General features: G+C 66.4%; 22 protein-coding genes. 3 read left to right on the forward strand and 19 right to left on the reverse strand.

Annotated features, from left to right (window positions below; translation table 11 throughout):
- Window positions 1-1,224 carry an extracellular solute-binding protein gene (locus AC1C2O_RS14360; RefSeq protein WP_495431117.1) on the reverse strand — a complete coding sequence of 408 codons (1,224 nt, stop codon included), beginning with the start codon at window positions 1,222-1,224 and terminating at the stop codon, window positions 1-3.
- A gap of 43 nt (window positions 1,225-1,267) precedes the next feature.
- On the reverse strand, window positions 1,268-2,287 hold the full coding sequence (locus tag AC1C2O_RS14365) for a LacI family DNA-binding transcriptional regulator (protein WP_495431118.1): 1,020 nt from the start codon (window positions 2,285-2,287) through the stop codon (window positions 1,268-1,270).
- Between the two features lie 201 nt (window positions 2,288-2,488).
- Here AC1C2O_RS14365 and uxaC point away from each other — a divergent pair, with 201 nt between their 5' ends.
- Window positions 2,489-3,907 carry a glucuronate isomerase gene (gene uxaC, locus AC1C2O_RS14370; protein WP_495431119.1) on the forward strand — a complete coding sequence of 473 codons (1,419 nt, stop codon included), beginning with the start codon at window positions 2,489-2,491 and terminating at the stop codon, window positions 3,905-3,907.
- Between the two features lie 5 nt (window positions 3,908-3,912).
- Here the strand turns inward: uxaC and AC1C2O_RS14375 are convergent, their stop codons facing one another.
- From AC1C2O_RS14375 to AC1C2O_RS14400, 6 genes are all read right to left on the reverse strand, one after another.
- Window positions 3,913-4,674, reverse strand: coding sequence for an ABC transporter ATP-binding protein (locus tag AC1C2O_RS14375; protein WP_495431120.1), 762 nt, complete (start codon window positions 4,672-4,674; stop codon window positions 3,913-3,915).
- A complete protein-coding gene (locus AC1C2O_RS14380) occupies window positions 4,671-5,528 on the reverse strand; it encodes an ATP-binding cassette domain-containing protein (protein ID WP_495431121.1) in 858 nt (285 codons plus the stop codon). The genes AC1C2O_RS14375 and AC1C2O_RS14380 overlap by 4 nt, the downstream gene beginning before the upstream one ends.
- The gene (locus tag AC1C2O_RS14385) at window positions 5,525-6,388 is read right to left on the reverse strand and encodes an ABC transporter permease (RefSeq protein WP_495431122.1); all 864 of its coding nucleotides are present in this window, start codon (window positions 6,386-6,388) and stop codon (window positions 5,525-5,527) included. The genes AC1C2O_RS14380 and AC1C2O_RS14385 overlap by 4 nt, the downstream gene beginning before the upstream one ends.
- Entirely contained in the window at window positions 6,385-7,347 is a 963-nt protein-coding gene (locus tag AC1C2O_RS14390; RefSeq protein WP_495431746.1) for an ABC transporter permease, read from the reverse strand. The genes AC1C2O_RS14385 and AC1C2O_RS14390 overlap by 4 nt, the downstream gene beginning before the upstream one ends.
- A gap of 66 nt (window positions 7,348-7,413) precedes the next feature.
- Window positions 7,414-8,907 (reverse strand): ABC transporter substrate-binding protein, encoded by a 1,494-nt coding sequence (locus tag AC1C2O_RS14395; RefSeq protein ID WP_495431123.1) that lies wholly within the window; start codon window positions 8,905-8,907, stop codon window positions 7,414-7,416.
- 36 nt (window positions 8,908-8,943) lie between these two features.
- Window positions 8,944-9,660, reverse strand: a complete 717-nt coding sequence (locus AC1C2O_RS14400; protein ID WP_495431124.1) for a DUF1684 domain-containing protein — start codon at window positions 9,658-9,660, stop codon at window positions 8,944-8,946.
- A gap of 176 nt (window positions 9,661-9,836) precedes the next feature.
- Here AC1C2O_RS14400 and AC1C2O_RS14405 point away from each other — a divergent pair, with 176 nt between their 5' ends.
- Window positions 9,837-10,205, forward strand: coding sequence for a hypothetical protein (locus AC1C2O_RS14405; RefSeq protein ID WP_495431125.1), 369 nt, complete (start codon window positions 9,837-9,839; stop codon window positions 10,203-10,205).
- 89 nt (window positions 10,206-10,294) lie between these two features.
- Window positions 10,295-10,756, forward strand: coding sequence for a DUF3817 domain-containing protein (locus tag AC1C2O_RS14410; RefSeq protein ID WP_495431126.1), 462 nt, complete (start codon window positions 10,295-10,297; stop codon window positions 10,754-10,756).
- Between the two features lie 23 nt (window positions 10,757-10,779).
- Here the strand turns inward: AC1C2O_RS14410 and AC1C2O_RS14415 are convergent, their stop codons facing one another.
- Genes AC1C2O_RS14415 through AC1C2O_RS14465 form a run of 11 tightly spaced genes read right to left on the reverse strand, consistent with a single transcriptional unit; the run spans window position 10,780 to window position 22,039 of the window.
- Window positions 10,780-11,724, reverse strand: a complete 945-nt coding sequence (locus AC1C2O_RS14415; protein ID WP_495431127.1) for an NAD(P)/FAD-dependent oxidoreductase — start codon at window positions 11,722-11,724, stop codon at window positions 10,780-10,782.
- On the reverse strand, window positions 11,717-12,046 hold the full coding sequence (gene fdxA / locus AC1C2O_RS14420) for a ferredoxin (RefSeq protein WP_495431128.1): 330 nt from the start codon (window positions 12,044-12,046) through the stop codon (window positions 11,717-11,719). The genes AC1C2O_RS14415 and fdxA overlap by 8 nt, the downstream gene beginning before the upstream one ends.
- The gene (locus AC1C2O_RS14425; RefSeq protein WP_495431129.1) at window positions 12,043-13,449 is read right to left on the reverse strand and encodes an FAD-dependent oxidoreductase; all 1,407 of its coding nucleotides are present in this window, start codon (window positions 13,447-13,449) and stop codon (window positions 12,043-12,045) included. The genes fdxA and AC1C2O_RS14425 overlap by 4 nt, the downstream gene beginning before the upstream one ends.
- A gap of 28 nt (window positions 13,450-13,477) precedes the next feature.
- Window positions 13,478-14,386, reverse strand: coding sequence for a uroporphyrinogen-III C-methyltransferase (gene cobA, locus AC1C2O_RS14430; RefSeq protein ID WP_495431130.1), 909 nt, complete (start codon window positions 14,384-14,386; stop codon window positions 13,478-13,480).
- Window positions 14,383-15,318: an ABC transporter permease gene (locus AC1C2O_RS14435; RefSeq protein WP_495431131.1), complete on the reverse strand. Its 936-nt coding sequence runs from the start codon at window positions 15,316-15,318 to the stop codon at window positions 14,383-14,385. The genes cobA and AC1C2O_RS14435 overlap by 4 nt, the downstream gene beginning before the upstream one ends.
- On the reverse strand, window positions 15,308-16,177 hold the full coding sequence (locus tag AC1C2O_RS14440) for an ABC transporter ATP-binding protein (RefSeq protein WP_495431132.1): 870 nt from the start codon (window positions 16,175-16,177) through the stop codon (window positions 15,308-15,310). Before AC1C2O_RS14440 ends, AC1C2O_RS14435 begins: the two co-directional genes overlap by 11 nt.
- On the reverse strand, window positions 16,177-17,244 hold the full coding sequence (locus AC1C2O_RS14445; RefSeq protein ID WP_495431133.1) for an ABC transporter substrate-binding protein: 1,068 nt from the start codon (window positions 17,242-17,244) through the stop codon (window positions 16,177-16,179). The genes AC1C2O_RS14440 and AC1C2O_RS14445 overlap by 1 nt, the downstream gene beginning before the upstream one ends.
- 52 nt (window positions 17,245-17,296) lie before the next feature.
- Complete coding sequence (locus tag AC1C2O_RS14450) at window positions 17,297-18,649, reverse strand: sulfate adenylyltransferase subunit 1 (RefSeq protein WP_495431134.1); 1,353 nt, start codon at window positions 18,647-18,649, stop codon at window positions 17,297-17,299.
- On the reverse strand, window positions 18,649-19,584 hold the full coding sequence (cysD, locus tag AC1C2O_RS14455; protein WP_495431135.1) for a sulfate adenylyltransferase subunit CysD: 936 nt from the start codon (window positions 19,582-19,584) through the stop codon (window positions 18,649-18,651). The genes AC1C2O_RS14450 and cysD overlap by 1 nt, the downstream gene beginning before the upstream one ends.
- Window positions 19,581-20,321 carry a phosphoadenylyl-sulfate reductase gene (locus AC1C2O_RS14460; protein WP_495431136.1) on the reverse strand — a complete coding sequence of 247 codons (741 nt, stop codon included), beginning with the start codon at window positions 20,319-20,321 and terminating at the stop codon, window positions 19,581-19,583. Before AC1C2O_RS14460 ends, cysD begins: the two co-directional genes overlap by 4 nt.
- Complete coding sequence (locus tag AC1C2O_RS14465; protein WP_495431137.1) at window positions 20,318-22,039, reverse strand: nitrite/sulfite reductase; 1,722 nt, start codon at window positions 22,037-22,039, stop codon at window positions 20,318-20,320. The genes AC1C2O_RS14460 and AC1C2O_RS14465 overlap by 4 nt, the downstream gene beginning before the upstream one ends.
- Window positions 22,040-22,094: the final 55 nt, after the last annotated feature.

Here is a 22,094-nt window from a genome sequence, read left to right on the forward strand (position 1 = left end):
TTACTTTTCCTCGTACTTTCCGACACCGATTTCGCGGTCCCAGATGTCGAAGGCCTTCACCAGTGCGTCCGCCTCGAGGGGCGTCGCCTTAGGGTTCGACTCGATGAGATCGTCGTACCAGTCGCGGCTGAATTCGGCCAACAGGTCTTGGCTTTCCTGAGGTGCGAGGTCGAGCGTCGCGCCCTCGACGGCAGGGCCGGGGTAGAAGTAGCCCTTGTCGTAGGCGATCGCGTTGATCTCAGGGGTGAGCATGTACTGCAGGAGCAGCAGGATCGCGGAGAGCTTGTCGGCGGACTGGCCCTTCGGCACCAGCGCATAGTGTGCGTCGGTGATCCAGGTGAAGTCGTCGAACGGCGCTGCCTCGATCGTGGCTGGCATCTGTGCTGTCGCACGTGGCTGGATGTCCCACCCTGTCGTGGATGGCACGATGTCCCAGGAGCCGTCGGCCACCTTGCTGACTACTTGACCGGTGCCGGTCGGGTAGTCGCTGACGTACTGGCCGAGTTCCTTCAGATACGCCCACGTCTTGTCCCAGCCGTCGACGGGGTCAGACGGGTCGGAATCGCCGAGCATGTATGGCAGGCCCTGCAGGAACGTGCGACCGGGGCCGGAGTTGGCCGGGCGTGCGTAGCCGAATTTGCCGGGGTTGGCCTCGGCCCATTCGAGTAGTTCTTCCGGAGTGGAGGGCACATCGCTGACAGTGTCGGGGTTGTACTGCAGGATCGGTCCGGACGGGTAGTAGGTCACGACGATGCCCTGACCCTCGGCGAGCTCCTGCATGGCGGCGGCCGGCTCGAGGTAGTTCTCCTGGTTGCTGACCCGGTCGCCGAACTCGTCTGCGATCGGAATCCACAGGTCCTGTGCGATTCCGGCAGAGAGGCCGTCGGTGCCGGAGAGTACCAGGTCGATCGAGAGGTTGCCGGTGCTTACCTGAGGCTTGATCGTGCCGACCAAGTCGGGGGATCCTGCCGACTCCCAAGTCACACCGGAGATCACATCGGGATACTCCTCGATGAAACTGTCGATCATGCCCTCGGTGAGCTGCTGGTTGCCGGCGACATCGAGGATGTTGAGTGTGACAGGCGCGGATGGCTTGTCGGGAACTTCGAGTGTGTCGGAGGAGGCGGCTGGCGTCGCGCTCCCTGGCGCGGTGCAGCCGGTGAGTGCGAGGGCAGCCGCCGTCGCGAGAGCTGCGCCGTAGGCGACACTCCGTCGTATTGCCATTGCTCTTCCTTTCATAGGTCCCCGGTGGATTCCGGGGACGTGTTCAGGGGGTTGCTGAGGACTCGTTTGCTGCGCGATCCGGCGCCACACCGGTGGATTCGCGCACGACCAGGTGCACGGGAACCTCGCCGGGGGCGCCGACTCGTGATGAGTCGTCGAGCATCGCGTCGAGAAGAGCGTCGACACACGCGCGACCCATTTCGATCCGAGGGTTGTCGATCGAGGTCAGTGTCGGCCAGACCATGTTCGAGGCCGGGATGTTGTCGAACGCCATGACACTCATCTGCTGTGGAACGGAGATACCGCGCTGACGCAGTCGCTCGAGCAGCCCCAGTGCCATCAGGTCGTTGTATGCGACGACGGCAGTGGCACCGGATGCGACGGCAACGTCGGCGGCTTCCCGCCCACCGACGAATGACGGCGGGAATGCTCCGAGTTCGACGACTTCGAGGTCATCGCGCGAGGAGCGGAAAGCGGCGATCGCTGCGCTGCGCTCGTGATTCGACCAGGAGTGTGCGGGGCCCGCGGCATATGCGATTGAGCGGTGTCCGAGTGCGATGAGGTGTCGCATGGCCGCGTCGGCGCCGCCGGTGCTGTCGAAGACGATTGAGGCGACGCCTTCGACTCGACGGTTCAGCAGCACCACCGGCACGGCCGCGGCGATCGAGCGGATGCTGTCATCGGAGCCGCGGGCGGAGGCGAGGATGAGGCCGTCGACGTTCGAGCTCATCTGGTGGCCGAGCTCGGCCTCGAGTGACGGATCCTCGTCGCTGTCCGCGATGAAGACGCTGAAACCCGCGGCGCGCGCGCGGTTCTGGATGCCCTTGCACATCGACGCGAAGAACGGGTTGTCGAGGTCTGGAACGATCAGGCCGATGACCTGTGCGCGGGGCGTGCCTGCGGCATCCGTGCCGTGCAGAGGGCGGTAGCCCAGTTCATGTGCGACCGCCTCGACCAGAGCGCGGGTGCGAGCAGCGACGGCATCGCTGCCGGAGAGAGCGCGGGACACCGTGGCAGTGGAGACGCCGGCGGCGCTCGCGATGTCACGGATCGTCACAGCCATGGTGCACCTCCTCGTGCTCGGGTGATCTCATCGACGGAACCGTCGGTGGAGACAGTCTGCAACGAGGTTGCGGAGCATGTCAATCGTTTCATAAAAGTTCCTTCTGTGCTTAGCTGTCCCCTGGTAATTACTGGCATTAAGCAATGTAACAAGGATCGCAGGTGTTACATTGATTGACGCCGCAGAAGTGAATGGAACCTCATGAATACGCACTGGCGCCTCCATCCGGATCGAGCTCTGCCCGCGGGCTCCACCCTCCGACCCCTGGCACGCGAGATCTATACGACCACGGCGGCTTTGCCGATCGTCTCGATGCACGGACACGTCGACGCGTCCGCAATCCACGAGAACGCAGCCTTCCCTGACCCGGCGGCGCTACTGGTCACGCCAGACCACTACCTGGTGCGCATGCTCGTGTCGCAGGGGATCGAGCACTCCCGCCTCGGTGTGGCGTCTGCGGAGGGCGGTGCCGTGCCGCCGGCCCGGTCGATCTGGCGCACTTTCGCGGAGAACTGGCGTCTGTTTCGAGGGACGCCAACGCGGTTCTGGATCGAGCACTCGCTCGGAGTGGTGTTCGGCGTCACGCAGGAGTTCTCGGCTGATACCGCGGATGTCATCTTCGATGAGCTCACGGAGAAGATCGCACGACCTGACCACCGCATCCGCGCCCTCATCGATCGTTTCGACATCGAACTGCTCAGCACGACCGACCCTGCCGACTCTTCCCTCGAGCATCATCGCGCGCTCGCGGAAGACGGATGGGGCGAGCGCGTGGTGCCGACGTTCCGCCCAGATGCACTCTTCGCGCTGGAGTCACCGATCTGGCGCGAATCGGTGGAGCAGTTGGCCCAGCGCAGCGGCGTCGACGTCGGCGACTACGCGGGTTTCCTGCGTGCGATCCGCCAGCGCCGCGCGGCGTTCATTGAGGCCGGCGCCCGTGCCACTGACCATGGGCCTCGCACTCCGCTGACCCTCGAACTCAGTGCCGACGAGGGCGAGCGCATCTTCTTCGCAGCCCTCAGGGGCGAGGCGACGTCAGCAGAAGCGGAAGCATTCGCGGCGGGGCTGCTCTTCGAGAGCGGCCGGATGAGTGTGGAAGATGGGCTTGTGATGCAGGTTCATCCCGGCGTGCATCGCAGTCATTCAACGCCGATCGCCGGACGTTACGGGGGCGACAATGGGTTCGACATCCCGTTCTCCATCGAGTACACCCAGTCACTCAAGCCGCTCTTGGATGCCTTCGGGATGGACCCACGCTTCCGGCTCATCCTGTTCACCATTGACGAGACAACCTACTCCCGCGAACTCGCACCGCTTGCCGGCGCCTACCCGTCTGTGCGGTTGGGGGCGCCGTGGTGGTTCCTGGACTCGCCCGATGGGATGCGCCGCTTCCGTGAGCTGACCACTGAGACGGCCGGTTTCTACAACACCAGTGGTTTCGTCGACGACACCAGGGCCTTCACGTCGATCCCCGGGCGGCACGATCTTGCCCGCCGTATCGATGCCGGGTACCTTGCCCGTCTCGTCGCCGAGCATCGGCTCTCACTCGACGAGGCGATCGAGACCGCTGGCGATCTTGCGTATCGACTACCGAAGAAGTCGTACGAGCGGAGGCCGTGACGCGCTCAGAGAGCGCGGGGAAGCCGGGGGATGGCGGCCACAAGAGTGCGGGTGTAGTCCGTCTGCGGTGAATCGAGAATGCCCCGAGTGGTGCCGTCCTCGACGACCCGGCCGTCTCGGAGCACGACCGTCTGCTCGCAGAGAGCGGCGACGGCGCTCAGATCATGGGAGACCATGATGAGCGCGAGCCCGGTGTCCTTGCGCAGTCGGTCGAGCAGCTCGATCACCTGGATGCGAGTGGTGACATCCAGCGCGCTCACCGGCTCATCCGCGAGCAGGACTCGTGGCTTCGACACGATCGCGCGTGCGATGGCGATGCGCTGACGCTGACCGCCCGAGAACTCATGGGGGTGCCGCCGCAGCACATCCGGGTCGAGGCCGACGGACGTGACCGCCTCCGTCACCGCATGGCGTGCCTCGTCACCGCGCGCGATTCCGAGCGAGCGCAGCGGCTCGCCCACGGTCCGATCGATGCGCTGACGAGGATCGAGTGAGGAATACGGGTCCTGGAACACCGTCTGCACGTCGGCGCGGAAGCGGCGCATGAGACGCCGGTCGCGCCGATCGAGCGGGGCGCCGTCGAAGAGTACCGATCCAGATCGTGGCGTTGCGAGCCCGAGCAGCAGCGAGAGGATCGTCGACTTGCCCGCGCCGGATTCGCCGACTAGGCCGATGGCCTCTCCCGCCGAGACGGAGAGCGAGATCCCATCGACGACCGTGCGCGCGCCATAGGCGAAGCCCGCGTCCTTCAGTTCGAGGATGCTCATCGGATGCTCCCGTCGGTCGCATCGGGACGGGGTGCGTCGGGTCCGGTCGCATCGGGTCCGGGCGTGCCGGCCGGGCCGTCGAGCGCGGCATCCAGGGCTCGTGCGCTCGCCACGAGCGCCGTCGTGTACGGATCGTGAGGGTCGCCGACAACCCGCGCGATCGGTCCCTGCTCCACGGCGCGACCTTGGCGCATCACGACCACCCGGTCGGTCATCCGCGAGACGACGGCGAGATCGTGGCTGATGAACAGCAGCGCCATGCCGCGCTCGGCGACGAGACGGTCGAGCAGTGTGAGGATCTCGTCCTGGACGGTCACGTCGAGTGCGGTCGTCGGCTCGTCGGCGATGAGCAGCCGCGGGCAGGCGGCGAGGGCGATCGCCGTCGCGACTCGCTGGCGCTGCCCACCGGAAAGCTCGTGCGGGAATGCTGTCGCGATACGCGGATCGGTGAGCGCGACATCCGTAAGGGCGGTGCGCACAGCATCGCGAAGCACACCTCCGCGCAGCCCTAGGTGACGTCGCATGGGTTCTGCAATCTGGCGCTCGACCCGCATGAGCGGATCGAGCGCGGTCAGTGGCTCTTGGAACAGCACCGCCGCGACCCGTCCGCGCAGTGGCCGAAGGGTGCGGTCGGACGCGCCGATCACCTGGACGGCGTCGAGCAGCACCGATCCCGACGCGGTGAGTGAATCTCCCAGCAGCCCGGTTATAGCGAGTGAAGTCACCGACTTCCCTGAGCCGGATTCGCCGATCACGCCGAGCCGCTCTCCGGCGGAGATGGTGAATGACACGTCGTCGACCAGGCGCTTCTGCCCAGCGGTGACGGTGAGGCCGGCGACATCGAGGAGGCTCATCGGGTCCTCCTGCGTGTCGGGTCGATGAAGTCGCGCAGCCCATCGGCGATGAAGTTGACGCCGAGGACAAGGGCGACCAGCGCGATGCCGGGGGCGATCGCGCCGACGGGGGCGGTCATCACTGTGCCTTGCGCCTCTTGGAGCAGGCGCCCCCAGGACGCGTTGGGCGGCGGCGCGCCGAGGCCGAGGTACGACAGGCTGGCCTCCGCGAGCACCGCGGCACCGAACTGGAGCGCGAGGTTCACGCCCAGTGTCGGTGCGATGTTCGGGAGCACGTGGAAGACGACGATGCCCGGCCACCGCGTGCCGCTCGTGCGCGCGGCCGTGATGAACTGCTCGTGCAGCACCCGACGCGCGAGGATGCGAGTGAGCCGGGCCACAACCGCTGACATGGCGAGACCGATGGCGAGGATCGCCGACCACAGCGACGCGCCCTGAACCGCGACCACGAGCATCGCCAGCAACAGCACGGGGAACGCGATCACCACGTCGAGGGTGGCGGACAGCGAGTCGTCGACCCACGGGCGCGCGAACGCCGCGATGAGGCCGACGAGGATGCCGAGGAACGCGGCCAGCGCGACGGAGCCGAGCCCGACGAGCAGGGCGATCCGCGAACCGACCATGAGCTGCGTGAACAGGTCGCGGCCAAGCTTGTCGGTGCCGAGCAGGTGTGCGGCGCTCGGCGGTTCGAGCCTCCCACCGCTGATGTCGGATGGCGGGTACGGGAGCCAGCACAGTGAGACGAGGGCAACCAGCACGACGGCGCCGGTCAGGCAGAGTCCGAGTACGAGGGTCGTGTGGCGGCCGATGCGACGCCGCGGCGCGGCATCCTCGATCTGCTGTTCGATGACGGCGCTCATCGGTTGCCTGCCACTGTCGCGCGTAGCCGAGGGTCGATGAGTCGCTGGCCGATGTCGGCGACGAAGCCGACGAGGAGGACGAACAGGGTGCTGACCACGAGCACCCCCTGAATGTTCGCGAAGTCGTGCTGCTCGATCCCGGTCAGCAGCATGCTGCCGAGGCCAGGAAGCGTGAAGACGCTCTCCACCACGACCGCGCCGAGCAGTGTGGTCGACAGCTCGATGCCGAGCACGGCGACGACGGGGACGGCCCCGTTGCGCAGCCCGTGGCGCAGCAGAGCCTCGCCGAGGCCGGAACCACCGGCGCGGGCGGTACGCAGATAATCGCTGCCGAGTACGTCGAGCGTCGCCGCGCGCACATAGCGCGCAAGGGACGCGCTCATCACGAACGCGATGGTGATGATGGGCAGCGTGAGTGAGCGCAGCGCTTCGGCGGGGTCGGCCCAGTCATCCCGCGGGAATCCGCCGGATGGAAGGATGCCGAGACCGAGCGCAAAGATCCAGACCAGGATCATTCCCACCCAGAACACCGGCACGGCGATCCCGAGCTGCGAGAACCCGGAAAGCACCGCGCCGTACCAGCGGTCCGCCTTGACGGCCGCAGTGATGCCGATGATCACGGAGACGACCAGCGCGAGTGCGAAGGAGAGCAGCGTGAGCGGCAGGGTGATGAGTAGGCGGGACGCGATCTCCGGCGCCACCGGCAGAGTGCTGATGTACGAGTTGCCGAGATCGAAGCGCACCATCTGCCCAGCCCAGGTCAGGAACTGCTGTGCGAGTGGCAGATCTGAGCCCACCTGTGCACGGGCGGCAGCGATCTGCTCCGGGGTGGCGTCCACCGAGAGCAGTGCGTTCGCCGGGTCTCCCGGCAGGAGCCGGAGCAGCACGAAGATGACCACCATGGCGACGACGAGCGACACCACGAGAAAGGCCGAGCGGCGGAGGAGATAGGGAAGCATGAGCACGCAATGAGTCAGTGTGTGTGAGGGTCGCTGTCCGCGAATCTCACACACACTGCGAGCGGATCAGGATTTGACGATGTCGTAGGCGAAGAACTGCGAGTTCAGGCCATTGACAGGATATCCGGTGACGTCAGCCGAGGCGACGACGATCTGCGGGTACAGGTAGAGCCACACGCTGGCGGCGTCCTCGGCGATCTGCCGGTTCACCTTCTTCAACAGCTCGGTCTGCTCATCGGGAGTCGCAGCCTGCTCGGCCTCGGCGACCCACTGCTGCACATCGGCGTTGTCGTAGCCCCAGTAGAAGTCCGGGTTGCCGTACCAGACGACGTCACGGTCGTTCACGTGCTCCTGCAGCGTCGCCTCGAAGTCGCGATCCTTGAAGACCTTCGTGTACCACTCGTCCGCGCTGATGGTGTTGATGTTCACCGTCACGCCGATTTCGGCGAGCTGCGACTGGAGGAACTCCGCAACGGCGGGGTGTGGGTCGTAGCTCGGGGTGTCGAGAGTGAACTCGAAGCCGTCGGGGAAGCCCGCCTCGGTGAGCTGCTGCTTCGCGAGATCGAGGTCGTACGGGTTCACGTCGGTGAGGTCCTCGTACCAGGGGTCGGTTGGCGGAACCATTGAGCCGATGACCGTACCGTAGTCGGCCCAGATCGAAGTCAGGAGCTTCTCGGTGTCGACCGCCGAGTAGATCGCCTTGCGGACCAGCGGGTCGTCGAAGGGCGCTGTGCGGTCATTGAAGGCGAGGAGTTCCTTCGTGGTCGACGTACCCTCACTGATCGTGAAGGCATCAGTGTCGAACTGGTCGATCGCATCCGGGCTCTGAACGCTCGTAATGATGTCGATCTCGCCGGTGAGCAGCGCATTGTTCTGCGCCGTCGCGTCGGTGTAATAAGTGAACACGACCTCGGCGTTCGTCGCAGCATCACCCCAGTAGTCATCCCAGCGGGTGAGAGTCAGGGTGCTGCCCTGCTTCCACTCGTCGAGCGTGTAGGGGCCGGTGCCGTCCTCGGTCGTGGTGAGGTCTTCGGCATCGCCGTTAACGATCCAGATGTAGGCGAGGTTGTACAGGAACGAGATCGAGGGCTCAGAGAGAGTGAAGACGACGGTCGCGTCATCCGGGGTCTCGATGCCGGAGATAACCGTGAAAGCGGAGGCACGCGCGGACTGCGAGTCCTCGGCGGTGACTGCCTCGACGCTCGCCTTCACGTCGGCGGACGTGAGGGCCTTGCCGGAGTGGAACGTCACGTCGTCGCGCAGCGTGATCGTGTACGTCAGCCCGTCGTCGCTCGTCGTCTCGCTCTCGGCGAGCAGCGGCTCGACCTCTCCGTCGTCGGTGAGCTTGTAGAGCCCCTCGTAGACGTTGCCGTTGAAGGCCTCGGTGACGCCCTGCCCGCCGCCCTGCGTGTTGCTCAGGTTTTGCGGCTCGTAGAGCGAGCCGATGTAGACGGATGCGTCGGCGCTGTCGCCGTCAGAACCGGTGCTGCCGGATGCGCAACCGGCGAGGGCGAGTGCCGAGACGGCGATGGCCGCGGCAAGCGCGAGTGGTCTTCTCAAGGGTGTTCTCCTGGGCGGGTGTTCGGGTGGGGTTGATCAGATCGCGGCGTAGATGTCGAAGCCGCCGCGGAAGATGACGTTCTTCTCGCCAGCGCGGATCGGCTCGGCGAAGCGGTTCTGCGGGGGCGGCATCGGGCAGTTGTACTGCGCGGAGAAGCCGCACGGCGGCACGAAGGCACGATTGAAGTCGAGGGTGACGGTTCCACCGTCGCCGAAGTCCTCGTCGCGATGGACGAAGAGGAAGCGGCCAGCGCCGTACGTCTCCTCGCCGTTCGTGGTGTCGCCGAACACCAGCAAGAGAGTGCCGCCGTCATCGAACGCCGCAAGACGGTGCTCGATGCCGTCACGGGTGAAGGTGATGTCACCCGGCACGACAAGGTCGCGCGTGCCACCGTTGTCGCGGATGTGCTCGAACGGCACGGTGCGGTCGGTGCCGACCGGCGTGAACTGCGCCTCGATGACCCATGCGGGGTCGTACTCATAGGTGTCGATGGCAACGAATGCGCTGATCGCCGGAGACTCGGCATCCCAGACGCGCAGACCGTATTCGGCCTCACCGGTCGTGAGATTCTTGCGCTCGAGCGATGTGAGCGTGACCGATACCGGGGCGTGCTCGGCGGCGAGGTCGGGGCGAGAGCTGCCGGTCCAACGCGTCTCGATGAGCGCGAGGTTGCCGGTCGGCGCAGTCACTGCGTCGCGCCGTTCGGATCGCCAGCGCGTGTGGGCTTCGGATGTGGTCAGAGATGTAGACATGGCTCTTCGATGGTAGAGAACGGGGGTGGCGCGCAGACTGCGCTGTCACCGTGGGCAACAATATCGGCGCCCGGCTGAGAAGGAAGGGTAGGTCCGCTCGCCTCTGTCGCCAACGTCGGGAGGCGCGCGGCTATTCCGGACGGAGCGCAATCGACAGTTTGGCTACGCTCAGGGTCATGATCACGATCGCGCTCATCGCCGCCGCTGTCCTCATCGCGGTGCTCGGTGTCGCGCACTCGATCCTCGGCGAGAAGCACATCATCGGCTGGCTGCTGACGCATGACCTTCCCCACTTGTTCGGAGGTACGTCTTTCACCGCTGGGACGATCCGGTTCGCGTGGCACATCACGACCGTCCTCTTCCTGGGTCTCGCCGGTGTGCTCTTCGTCATCGCGCTGGGTGCGCCCGCGTCGACCGTGCTCATGGTGATCGGATCCACCTTCATCCTGAGTTCGGTGCTTCCGATCTGGTTCACACGAGGACGGCACATCTCGTGGGTCATTCTGCTGGTGGCTGGCGGGCTGTGCTTCTGGGGTGCCTCGTAGCCTCGCCTGTGCCGCGACTGCTCAGAGCGCGTCGGCGACGCTCCGCGAGCCCCCGTACGCTGGAAGGACCCCGATCTACAAGGAGCACGATGTTCCGTACGCCTGCCCGTCTCTACCGCGTCCTCGCGGTCGCCGAGGCCATCACATGGACGATCCTGATCGCCGCCCTGATCGCTCGGGCGCTCGGAGCCCCGGGGATTGTCGTGACGATCGGCGGAGGCATTCACGGCTTCGTCTTTCTCTCCTATGGTGCGACGGCGATCCTCGTGGCGTTCAACCAGCGCTGGTCGATCGGAGTCGGCGTGCTCGCAGTCGCCAGCGCGATCGTTCCCTATGCGACGATCCCGATGGAGATCTGGCTGCATCGCTCCGGTCGGCTGCAGGGCGACTGGCGTTTGGATGCCGGTGACGATCCGCGCGACCGTCGGTGGTATGACCGCCTGATGCGCTGGTTCCTGAACCGCCCGTGGGTGCTCGTCCTGTTGCTGGTCGCGGCGATCGTCGTTCTCTACGTGGTACTGCTGATGGTCGGCCCTCCTGGCGGGAAGTGACCGAGCGACGGCGCGGACCCGTATCAGTGCGCGGTGGCCACGCCGATCGTGTCGTGCACGAGCACCGCAGCCACCCGCGCACCAGCGCCGGCAGCAACGATGAGCTGCTGAGGCCCAGGAGCCGCGACGTCACCGGCCGCATAGAGCCCTGGCACGTCAGTTCGTCCTGAGCGGTCGGTGAGCAGATGCCCGGCGCTGTCGAGGGCGGGAGTGATGCCGTCGAGGAACGACAGGTCGCTTTCCCATGCCGGGCGCACGAACCCGCCGTCGAGCGAAACCACGGTACCGTCAGCGAGCCGCACCGATTCCAGCTGGCCACGTTCGCCGCGTAGCTCAGCGATCGGCTGCCGCAGCACGGCGACGCCGGCAGCGGCGAGTTCGGCCTCCTGGATCGTTGTGACGACACCTGTGCCATTGGTGAAAACGGTGAGGTTTCTGGTCCATCGAGCGATGAGTCGTGCCCGATCCGCGAGGTCGGCCGACTCCCCGATGAGGGCGAGCCGTTGGTCCCGCAGTTCCCAGCCGTCGCACGCCGCGCAGCTGAACAGGCTGATGCCGTAGTAGCCGCGCAGATTCGGCACCTCGGGGAGTGTCTCGCGCAGTCCGGTCGCCAGCAGCACGGCCCGCGCAGCGACAACCTCGGTGGGCTCTCGTCTGCCGATGGCTGCGGTGAATCCGGCATCCGTCGCACGCGCATCCGTCCTGCGAATTGAGGCGACTCGCATCCGCGTGCGTACCTCGACATTCGGGTAGGCAGTGAGCTCCTCACGCGCGATTCGGCGCAGTTCCTGCGGCGGCATGCCGTCGCGGGTGAGGAAGCCGTGTGAGTTCAACGTGGCGGCGTTGCGCGGGCGATCGGCGTCAATCACCAGCACCCGAACCAGCGCTCGGCCCAGGTTGAGTGCGGCCGAGAGGCCGGCCGGTCCGCCGCCCACGATGATCGCGTCGTACTCCGCAGGCTCAGCCATGCGCATCCCCCTGAGGTGCAAGAGCCGCGACGAGCGGGTGGTCGAATGCGTAAACGCCGACTTTGGCGGCCCCGCCGGGGGAACCGATCTCCTCGAAGAACTCGACATTCGCCGCGTAGTAGTCCTGCCACTCTTCGGGCACGTCATCCTCGTAGTAGATCGCCTCCACAGGACACACCGGTTCGCACGCACCACAGTCCACACACTCGTCCGGGTGGATGTACAGCGAACGCTCACCCTCGTAGATGCAATCCACCGGGCACTCGTCGATGCACGCACGGTCCTTCACATCGACACAGGGCAGTGCAATCACATAGGTCACCGGACGAACGCTCCGTCTCGCGACACTGTGACCTGCTCCTCGCGCGGCACAAGCTTGACCCGCTCGCGGGTATGCGTGTGCGTCTGACCGAGACGACGTTCATGCGCATCGAGGGCCAGCCAGCCGTCCCAGGTCGTGTACGCGGTGTCGCGCTCGTCGAGCACATTCAGCACGTCGTCCACGGCGATAGGCGCGGTGAGCAGGCCCGCCTCTGCATCCGCCAGCAGGTTCGTGATCGTCTCGAGCGCGTCGGACTTCGTGTGCCCGATGAGCCCGACCGGCCCGCGCTTGATCCAGCCGGTGGCATACAGTCCGGCTTCGTCGTCGACCCGGCCTCCGACGTTGGGCACGACACCGCGGGCCTCGTCGAACGGCGCATCGACGACCCGAGTGCCGTAGTACCCGACCGCGCGATAGACCGCCTGCACCTGGTACTCGCGCTCTTCGCCCGTCTGCACCAGGTTGCCGTCGGCATCCGTTTGCGTGCGCGCGAAGCGGATGCCATCGACCTTCTCTTTGCCGGTGATCTCGACGGGCGTGTGCCAGAAATGCAGGTGCAGGCGGCGAGATGCTTCGCCCTGCGGCCGATCCCGCCAGCCGTTCAGCGTGCGCAGCATGACTTTCAGCTGGTTGTTAGCCGCGGCCGCGGGGTCGACGCCGTCGAAGTCTTCGTCGTGCAGCACGATGTCGACGTCGTTCACGTCGCCGAGCTCGCGGAGCTCGATGGGCGTGAACTTGATGTCGGCGGGCCCCCGCCGCCCGAACACGTGCACGTCTGTCACTGCAGACAACTCCAACCCGGCGAGGACGTTGTCCGGCACCTCGGTGGAGCGCAGGTCGACGGGGTGCTTTGCGAGCACGCGCGCCACATCGAGGGCGACGTTGCCATTACCGATTACGGCGATGGATGTGGCATCCAGCGGCCAGGTGCGCGTTACATCTGGATGGCCGTCGAACCAGGCGACGAAGTCGGCGGCGCCGTACGAGCCTGGCAGTTGCGTGCCGGGGATGTCGAGGGCGGCATCGCGGATCGCTCCGGTGGCGAGGATCACTGCGTGGTAGCTCTCGCGCAGCTCGTCGAGGGAGATGTCGCGACCGACCTCGACGTTGCCGATGAAGCGGATTGTGCGGCGGGTCGGCGCCGGTTCGCCATCGATCTGCGTAGGGAACGCGTCGAGCATCTCGTGCAGCGAGTTCACGATGCCCTTGATTCGCGGGTGGTCGGGCGCGACGCCGTAGCGGATCAGCCCATAGGGAGCGGGCAGCGACTCGAACAGGTCAATCTCGACGCGCCCACCGCGGTCGGCGACGGCTCCGGCCAGCAGATTGCCTGCGTAGATACCGGCGGGGCCAGCACCGACGATAGCGATGCGCAGGGCGAGGACAGAAGAAGAGGAGGTCATGGCGAAGGAAGCCTTTCGGGCTGCAGGCTCAGCGAGTGCGAGAGAACGGGGTTCGGGAGAACACGGTGGATCGGGAGGATGTCGGATCCAGCGCCGATTCGACGGCTTGGATCAGTCCGGTGTCGACGGCGAGTCCCGCATCGAATGCGTCGGCCCAGCGGGAACGGCCGGAGGAGTGGTCGGATGCCGCGTCGGCGGGCGCCGACAGAGCGGATGCCGCGTGCGGGCTGAGCGTGACGACATCGCCGACCACCACGACGGCGGGGGAGCGCACCTGGCGTGCCGCGGCCAGCTGCACGATCGTACCGAGCGTGCCGATGGTCACGCGCTGGTGTTCGCCGTATCCGTCCTCGATGATCGCGACGGGGCAGCCTGCCCCACGGGCACCCGCGGTGAGCACGTGTGCGGAGTGACCGAGGGTGCCAACCCCCATCAGTAGGACGACGGTGTGTTCGGCGCCTCCCGGAACCCGCGCAAGCTGATCATGGCCGCTGACCACGGTGAACGAGGTCGAGATGCCCCGGTGGGTGAGCGGGATGCCGGCGACCGCTGGCACCGAGATGGCGCTGGTGACACCGGGCACGACGTCTACGGTGATGCCGGCCGCTTCGCAGAAGAGCTGCTCCTCGCGGCCTCGGCCGAACACAAACGGGTCGCCGCCTTTCAGCCGCACGACGCGTTGCCCCTCTGACGCGAGCTGCACCAGCAGGTCATTGATGCCGTCCTGTGGCACCGGGTGGTGTCCTGGCAGTTTGCCGACATCGATGACCTCGGCGCGCACCTGCACGCCCTCCGCGGCGAGCTGCGCGAGCACCTGTCGTGCGCCGAGCCGGTCGGCGACGATCACGTCTGCTTCCTGCAGCGCGCGCAAACCTCGAAGGGTGAGCAGCCCGGCGTCGCCAGGACCGGCGCCGACGAGCGTGACGCGCCCGGTCACCTGGCATCTCCCAGTGCGAGGCCGCGGCTGCGCAGCATCCGTCGCTCGAGCGGGCCGAACAGCGCAAGCTCGATCAGGATGCCGATGCCGAGGATCAGGAGAATCGTGCCGAGCACGCCGGCCAGATCGGACAGCTCGCGGGACTGCTGCAGCATCGACCCGAGGCCGAAGCCGATCGATCCGCCTACGGCGATGATCTCGGCGGCCATCAGCGATCGCCAGGAGAAAGCCCAACCCTGCTTGAGGCCGGCGACATAGCCGGGGAGCGCGGCCGGCAGAACCACGACCGTGGCCAACTGCCAGCGGCTTGCACCGAGCACAACGCCCACCTGGCGTAGCTGCGGAGGGACACTGTCGATGCCGGACAGCAGTCCGTTGACGATTGAGGGGATCGCACCCATCAGGATGACGAAGTAGACGGTGGCGTCGGACAGGCCGAACCAGATGATCGCGGCGGGTACCCACGCGACTGATGGCAGCACCTGGAGTCCGGAGATCAGGGGGCCTGCGGCGCGTCGCAGCGGTCGCCATTCGGCGAGCATCAGCCCGAGCGGGGTGCCCACCACGATTGCGATGAGGAAGCCGATGATGCCGCGCTCGAGGCTGGTGAGCACGGCCTCCTGCAGCCGTCCTGACTCCCACGCATCGCCGAGCGCTCCGGCCACTTGGAGGGGGCCGGGGGAGATATCGGGTCGGGGGTTCGCGATGACGGTGTACAGCTGCCAGGCGACGAGCAGCACAACGAGCAGCACGATCGGAGGCAGAGTCTTCGCCAAACCGCTGCGCCAGCGGGAACGGCGAGCAACCTCGTCACTCTGCAGCCGGTCAAGACCAGCGGAGAGGGTACGCAAGTCGTCGGTCGCATCAGCGAGGGGCGTCGCGGAGACGCTTTCCGCAGGCTCGGTGGGGGGAGCGGTGGTCTCAGGCAGCATTGCGTCGAATCTCCTTGCGCAACTCGGCGGTGATCTCGGTCGCGAGAGCGGAGACCTCAGGAGACTCGATGCGCCGCCCCGTAGTGGAGTCGACATGCCACTGGCCGACGATGCGTCCTGGTCTGCTGGAGAGCAAGATCACCCGCTGTCCGAGTCGCGCCGCCTCTCGCACGTTGTGTGTGACGAACACGATGGTGCGCCCGGTCGCGCGCCACACGCGTTCCAGTTCTCCGTGCAGCAGATCGCGGGTGATGGCGTCGAGCGCGGCGAAAGGCTCATCCATCAACAGCACAGAGCGATCCTGGGCGAGCGCGCGGGCAAGGGCGACGCGTTGCCGCATCCCGCCCGACAGTTCGTGCGGCCGTTTGTCCGCAGCATCGGTGAGATTGACCGTCGCCAGCAGGCGCATCGCCTCTTCGCGGCGTTCGCGCCGAGGAACGCCACGAAGTCGCAGCGCGAGTTCCACATTGCTCCGTGCAGTCATCCACGGCATCAGCGCAGATTCCTGGAACATCACCGCAGCGCCTCCCGGTGGCGTACCGATCGTGCCGGCGGAGACCGGTTCGAGACCCGCGATCAGGTTGAGCAGCGTCGATTTTCCGCAGCCGGATGCTCCGAGCAAGCACACGAATTCACCGGGGGCAATATCGAGCGAGATGTCATCGAGGACGATTGGTCCGGTGCCGTAGCGCTTGGTCACGTGGGAGATGCGCACCGCGGCATCGACCGGCTCCGCCTGCGCCGTCGCCGGTGCGACGCCGTCGAAGCTCGGGGCTAATGTCGTGGACAGTGCATCCGGAGACAGGGCATCCGGAGACGTGGCGTCCTGAGTCAGTGTTTTCCCCGCGGGCGCGCTCATCACTCTTCTCCGAGCCCGGCGGCCGAGACGGTCTCCTGGCCGTTCTCTTCGAGGATCGAGTTCAGTGCGCGGAGGTCAAAGAGGCCATCGATCGAACCCTCCTTCTGGGTACCGGCTGCCAGGCCGTTCTCGACGAGAGTCGTGAAGGTATCCGCATGCGGGTCGACGCTGAACGATGTGCTCTCCAACGCGCCGGCGAGCACCTCGTCGGACAGCTTCTTGCCGGTCGCTTCTTCGAGCGCGGCATTGATCACGGCGGGCGCCTCCTCGGCGTTCTCATCGAGCCACGAAATGGCGGCAATGTGCCCCGCTAGCAGCTCCTCAACGACCTCTGGGTGTTCCTCGGCGAATTCGGCACGCACGAGCAGCACCGTGGTCGGGAAAGCGCCAGCTGGCCACAGGTCGGCCTCGTCGACGAGCACGTGAGCGCCCGCCTCCACGATGAGTCGAGAGACCCAAGGCTCTGGCAGCCAAGCGCCGTCGAGTCGCCCCTGTTGGAAGAGGGTGAGCGTCTGCGCATTCTCGGTCGGGGTGACCGTCACCTCGCCGTCGCCGGAGGTCGACGTCTCGAAGCCCTCGTCTGCCAGCCAGCTGCGCAACGCGACGTCCTGGGTGTTGCCCAGCTGCGGGCTTGCGATGTTCGTACCGGCCAGATCTGCGACGGAGTCGATGCCATCCCTGACCACGAGGGCTGCCCCACCGGTCGTCGCGCCCGCGATGATCTTGGCCGAGACTCCGCCCGACTGAATGAACGTGTTGATCGATGGATTGGGTCCGATATAGGTGGCATCTATCGCGCCTGCGGACAGCGCCTCGATTGCAGACGGGCCGGCATTGAAGATCTCTGTCTTCAGCTCGATGTCGCCGAGTGCCTCTTCGAACAGTCCCTCAGCGACTCCGACCAGCGCTGGGGCATGGGTCACGTTCGCGAAGTACCCGAGCCTGACCTCGTCGAGCGTCTGCGTAGTCGAGCCGCCGCCGTTCGCAGATGCGGAGGCGCAACCGGCGAGCATCATGGCGCTGAGTCCTAGGGCTGTGAGTGTGGTGGTTGTGCGGTTGATCTTCACGGTTTCGCCTCCTTCAAGAGCGGTGTGGATATGGGGAATCGGATGGGAAACGTCAGGGTTCGTCGATGACGGTTGCCGCGGCGAGTGTGGCACCGTCGACGGGGTGGATGAGCAGCAGCGAGCCGCTCGCGCGGTTGTGTGCGTAGGGTTCGAGCGGCAGATCGGCGGCAAATCGCAGCCGCACGCGGCCGATCTCGTTCACCGCGAGAGCCGTTGCGCTGTCGTGAACGAGCGTCTCCAGGTCGCGCCGTGAGAGCACCTCCGCGACCTGCGCCTGCACTGTCGCGGTGCCGTGCTTCACGAGCACTCTCATTCCAGGAGTGACGGCGCGTTCATCCAGCTGGAACAGCTCGACTACGGCCTCACGCACGCTCTGCGGCGCGGTGCCCGCCGCAGCGATGAGCGCTCCGCGTGCGGCATCCAACTCATCGGCGAGAGTGACCGTCACCGACTGAGGTGAGGTCGCGGCGTCCGCGTCCTTGCCCGCAATCTGGATGCCGGTGATCGTCGTCTCTCGGCCACCAGGGATGACCTCGACGCGGTCGCCGACTCGCACGACGCCCGTCGAGATGCGGCCCGCGAATCCGCGGAAGTCGCGGTACCGCTCGGCGTCGGATGCGTCGATCGTCGGTGCAAGGCCGCCCTGTGGTCGCAGCACCAGCTGCACGGGAAGGCGAAAGTCAGCGGCCGCCGACTCGGCCTCATCCAGACTGGGCAGCGATTCCAGCAGCTCAATGAGAGTGGGGCCGGTGTACCAGTCGGTGTGTGTGGAGCGGTCAACGATGTTGTCGCCCTCCAGCGCTGACACCGGTAGGACATGAATACCGCGCAGCCCGAGCTGTTCCGCCACGCGCTCGGCTTCGATTTCAATCTCGGTGAAGCGATTCTCGTCGTGGCCGACCAGATCGATCTTGTTCACGGCGATGATCACATGCGCGACTCGCAGGAGCGACACCACGGCCAGGTGCCTGCGGGTCTGCTCCACGACACCCTTACGCGCATCGACGAGCACGATGACGGCGTCGGCGGTGGCGGCACCGGTGACCATGTTGCGCGTGTACTGCACGTGGCCAGGGCAGTCGGCGAGGATGAAGCTGCGCCGGTCGGTAGCGAAGTAGCGGTACGCGACATCGATCGTGATTCCTTGCTCACGTTCGGCCCTCAGCCCGTCGGTGAGCAGCGCGAAATCGAACGCGCCATGTGCGAATCCGCGTTGGCGTGACGTCGCGGCGACCTGTTCGAGCTGGTCGGCCAGGATCGCCTTCGCATCGTGCAGCAGGCGGCCGACGAGGGTCGACTTGCCGTCGTCGACCGAGCCGGCAGTGGCGAAGCGGAACAGTGTGTTCACGCTCTCGCCCTCCGAAAGAACGGGGCGAGACAGAACGCTCGAGATATCGGTGGTCATCAGAAGTAGCCGTCTTTCTTGCGATCTTCCATGGCGGCCTCGCTGATGCGATCATCGGCCCTGGTCGCACCGCGTTCAGTGAGTGTGGAGCGCGCGACCTCGGCGACGACGGATGCCGTGTCTGCGGCATCCGATTCCACCGCGCCCGTGCAACTCATATCGCCCACAGTCCGGTAGCGGACGACGCGGCGCTCGGTCGGTTCCCCGGCGAGGGGAACCGCGAATTCACCGACTCCCCACCACATGCCGTCTCGGCGGAACACCTCGCGCTCGTGCGCGTAATACAGCGGCGGGAGCGCGATGTTCTCCCGCTCGATGTATCTCCAGACGTCGAGCTCAGTCCAGTTGGAGATCGGAAAAGCGCGCACGTGCTGACCCGGCAGGTGTCGGCCGTTGTACAGACTCCACAGCTCAGGGCGCTGGTTGCGCGGATCCCACTGGCCGAACTCATCTCGCAGCGAGATGATCCGCTCTTTCGCTCGGGCCTTGTCCTCGTCGCGGCGGGCTCCGCCGAATACGGCGTCATGACGACCGGCCGTGATCGCATCGAGTAGCGGCCGGGTCTGCAGCGGGTTGCGGGTGCCGTCTGGGCGCTCGGCGAGTCGGCCGTCGTCGATGTACGACTGCACGCTGGCGACCTCGAGCTGCAGCCCGAGACGAGCCGTGGTCTCATCGCGGAACGCGATCACCTCGGGAAAATTGTGTCCGGTGTCGACGTGCAGCACCGGGAATGGCACGCGCCCTGGCGCGAACGCCTTGGTGGCCAGATGCAGCACGAGAACGGAGTCTTTGCCGCCGGAGAACAGCAGCACCGGGCGCTCAAACTCGGCGACCACCTCACGGATGATGTGGATCGCCTCCGCCTCGAGAAGGTCGAGAGCAGACAGGGCGCTGGCGGGCAGGGCGCTGGCGGGCAGGGTGGTCGGTGAGCTCATAGGTGCAGTCCGCATTCTGTCTTGGCAAGTCCTGCCCAGCGACCTGACCGAGGGTCTTCGCCGGGCGCGACGGGCTTCGTGCACGGCGCGCAGCCGATTGACGGGTAGCCGTTCGCGATCAGGGGGTTCACCGGCACCTCGTGCCTGGTGGCGTAGTCGATCAGGTCGTCGAAGCTCCAGCTGGCAACCGGGTTGATCTTCACCAGTCCGTTGTTCTCGTCCCAGACGATCAACTCGGTGTTGGTACGCGTGGGGCTCTCGTCGCGGCGTACGCCGGTGAACCACACCTCGTACTCGCCGAGCGAGCGCCGCAGTGGAGCGACTTTCCTGCGTGCGCAGCACAGGCCGGGATCGCGGGCGAACAGGTCACTTCCGTGCTCGGCATCCTGCTCCGCCACCGACTGCTCTGGCGTGACGTCGACGATGCGCACGTCGAGGGTGCGCGCGACTTCGTCCCGGGTGAAGGTCGTCTCGGCGAAGTGGTATCCGGTATCAAGGAACAACACGTCGACACCGGGCAGCTGCTCGGCGACGATGTGTGGGAGCGCGGCGTCAGCCATCGAGCACGCGACGGTCGCCTGTGACACGGCGAAGTTCTCGGCGACCCAGGCGATCACCTCGGCGGGGCCCGCCTCATCCGGCTGGCGGCTGCGCAGCTCGAGCGCACCGCGCTCGGCGAGCGCGCGGAGCTCTGCGGCGGGTCGGCGTATGGGGCGAATATTCACGGCGGTGCTCACAGCAGAGCCTCCTCTTCGGCGCGGTGCGCCCACTGCGCGAACGTCTCAGCGGCTTCTCGATCGTCGAGGTAACGGCGGATCACTCGCTCGGCGTAGTCGGCGATTCCGTCGGCTTCGACCTTGAGCCCGCGCACCGTGCGCCCGAGCCCGGCCTCGTCGCGATCCTGACCGGCAAGTCCTCCTCCGAGGTGCACCTGGTAGCCGGGTACCTGCTCGCCCGCGGCGTTGGTGATTAGTTGTCCCTTGAGGCCGATGTCGGCGATCTGGATGCGGGCGCAGGAGTTGGGGCATCCGTTCACATGAATGGTGATGGGCTGACCGATCTCGGGCTCGAGTTCGCCGAGACGTTCCTCGAGCTGCGTGATCGCATCGGCCGCGTTGATCTTTGTTTCGACGATGGCGAGTTTGCAGTATTCGATGCCGGTGCAGGCGATGGTGCCCCGGCGGAACAGGCTGGGCCTGGCCGAGAGGCCGAGGGCATCCAGCCCGTCCACGAGAGCGGGGACTTCGGCCTCTGGCACGTCGAGCACGAGGAGCTTCTGGTAGGGCGTGGTGCGGATGCGGTGCGAACCGTGTACTTCGGCGAGGTCGGCGAGTCCGGTGAGGGACGCCCCAGACACGCGCCCGACCAGCGGCGCGGCGCCGACATAGAAGCGACCGTCTTTTTGGCGGTGGATGCCGACGTGATCGCCCTGTCCTTTCGGTCGGGGCGCGGCAGGGCCGTCAGGTAGCGGAGCGCCTAGGTACTCGGTCTCCAACACCTCGCGGAATCTCTCGACACCCCAGTCGGCGAGGAGGAACTTCAGGCGGGCCTTGTTGCGCAGCCGCCGGTAGCCGTAGTCGCGGAAGATCTGGGTGACGCCGTGCCAGACCTCGGCGACTCGCTCGGGCTCGACGAACGTGCCGAGGCGCTCGCCGAGGCGCGGCACCGCGGCAAGGGCACCGCCCACCCAGAGGTCGTAGCCGATACCGAGTTCAGGATGAACGACCGCGACGAAGCCGCAGTCGTTGATTTCATGGACGACATCCTGGCTGGGGTGCCCCGTGATCGCCGTCTTGAACTTGCGGGGGAGGTTCGCCAGTGTGGGGTCGCCGATGAATCGGTCGGTGATCTCGCGGATCTGCGGGGTCGGATCGATGAGCTCGTCTTCGGCGATCCCCGCGACGGGGGAGCCGAGGACCACACGCGGCACGTCGCCGCACGCCTCAGTGGTACTGAGGCCGACCTCTTCGAGTCGTCGCCAGATCTCGGGGACATCCTCGACGCGCACCCAGTGCAGCTGCACATTCTGTCGGTCGGTGAGGTCGGCGGTGTCACGGGCGAACTCGGTCGAGATCTCGCCGATCACTCGCAACTGTTGCGTGGTGAGTTGGCCACCGTCGATGCGTACGCGCAGCATGAAGTACTCGTCTTCGAGCTCGTGCGGCTCGAGTTGCGCCGTGCGGCCGCCGTCGATCCCTGGCTTGCGCTGTGTGTAAAGGCCCCACCAGCGGAAGCGTCCGTGCAGATCTGTCGGATCGATCGAGGCGAATCCGCCGGCGGCGTAGACCGTCTCGATGCGCTCGCGCACGTTGAGCCCATTGTCGTCGAGTTTGAACTGCTCGTTGGCGTTGAGCGGGTCGCGACCGTCGACCGCCCACTGCCCGTGGGGCTTCGTCGGTGCCCGCCCGGTGCGCGTGCGCGCACCGCGGATCGGTGTCGGCTGCTGGATGGTCATCGCCCCTGCTCCCTGGAATGGATTTGCATCACCGTATGGGTCATGGACTGAGTCC

The organism is Microbacterium sp. Y355, assembly GCF_059445345.1.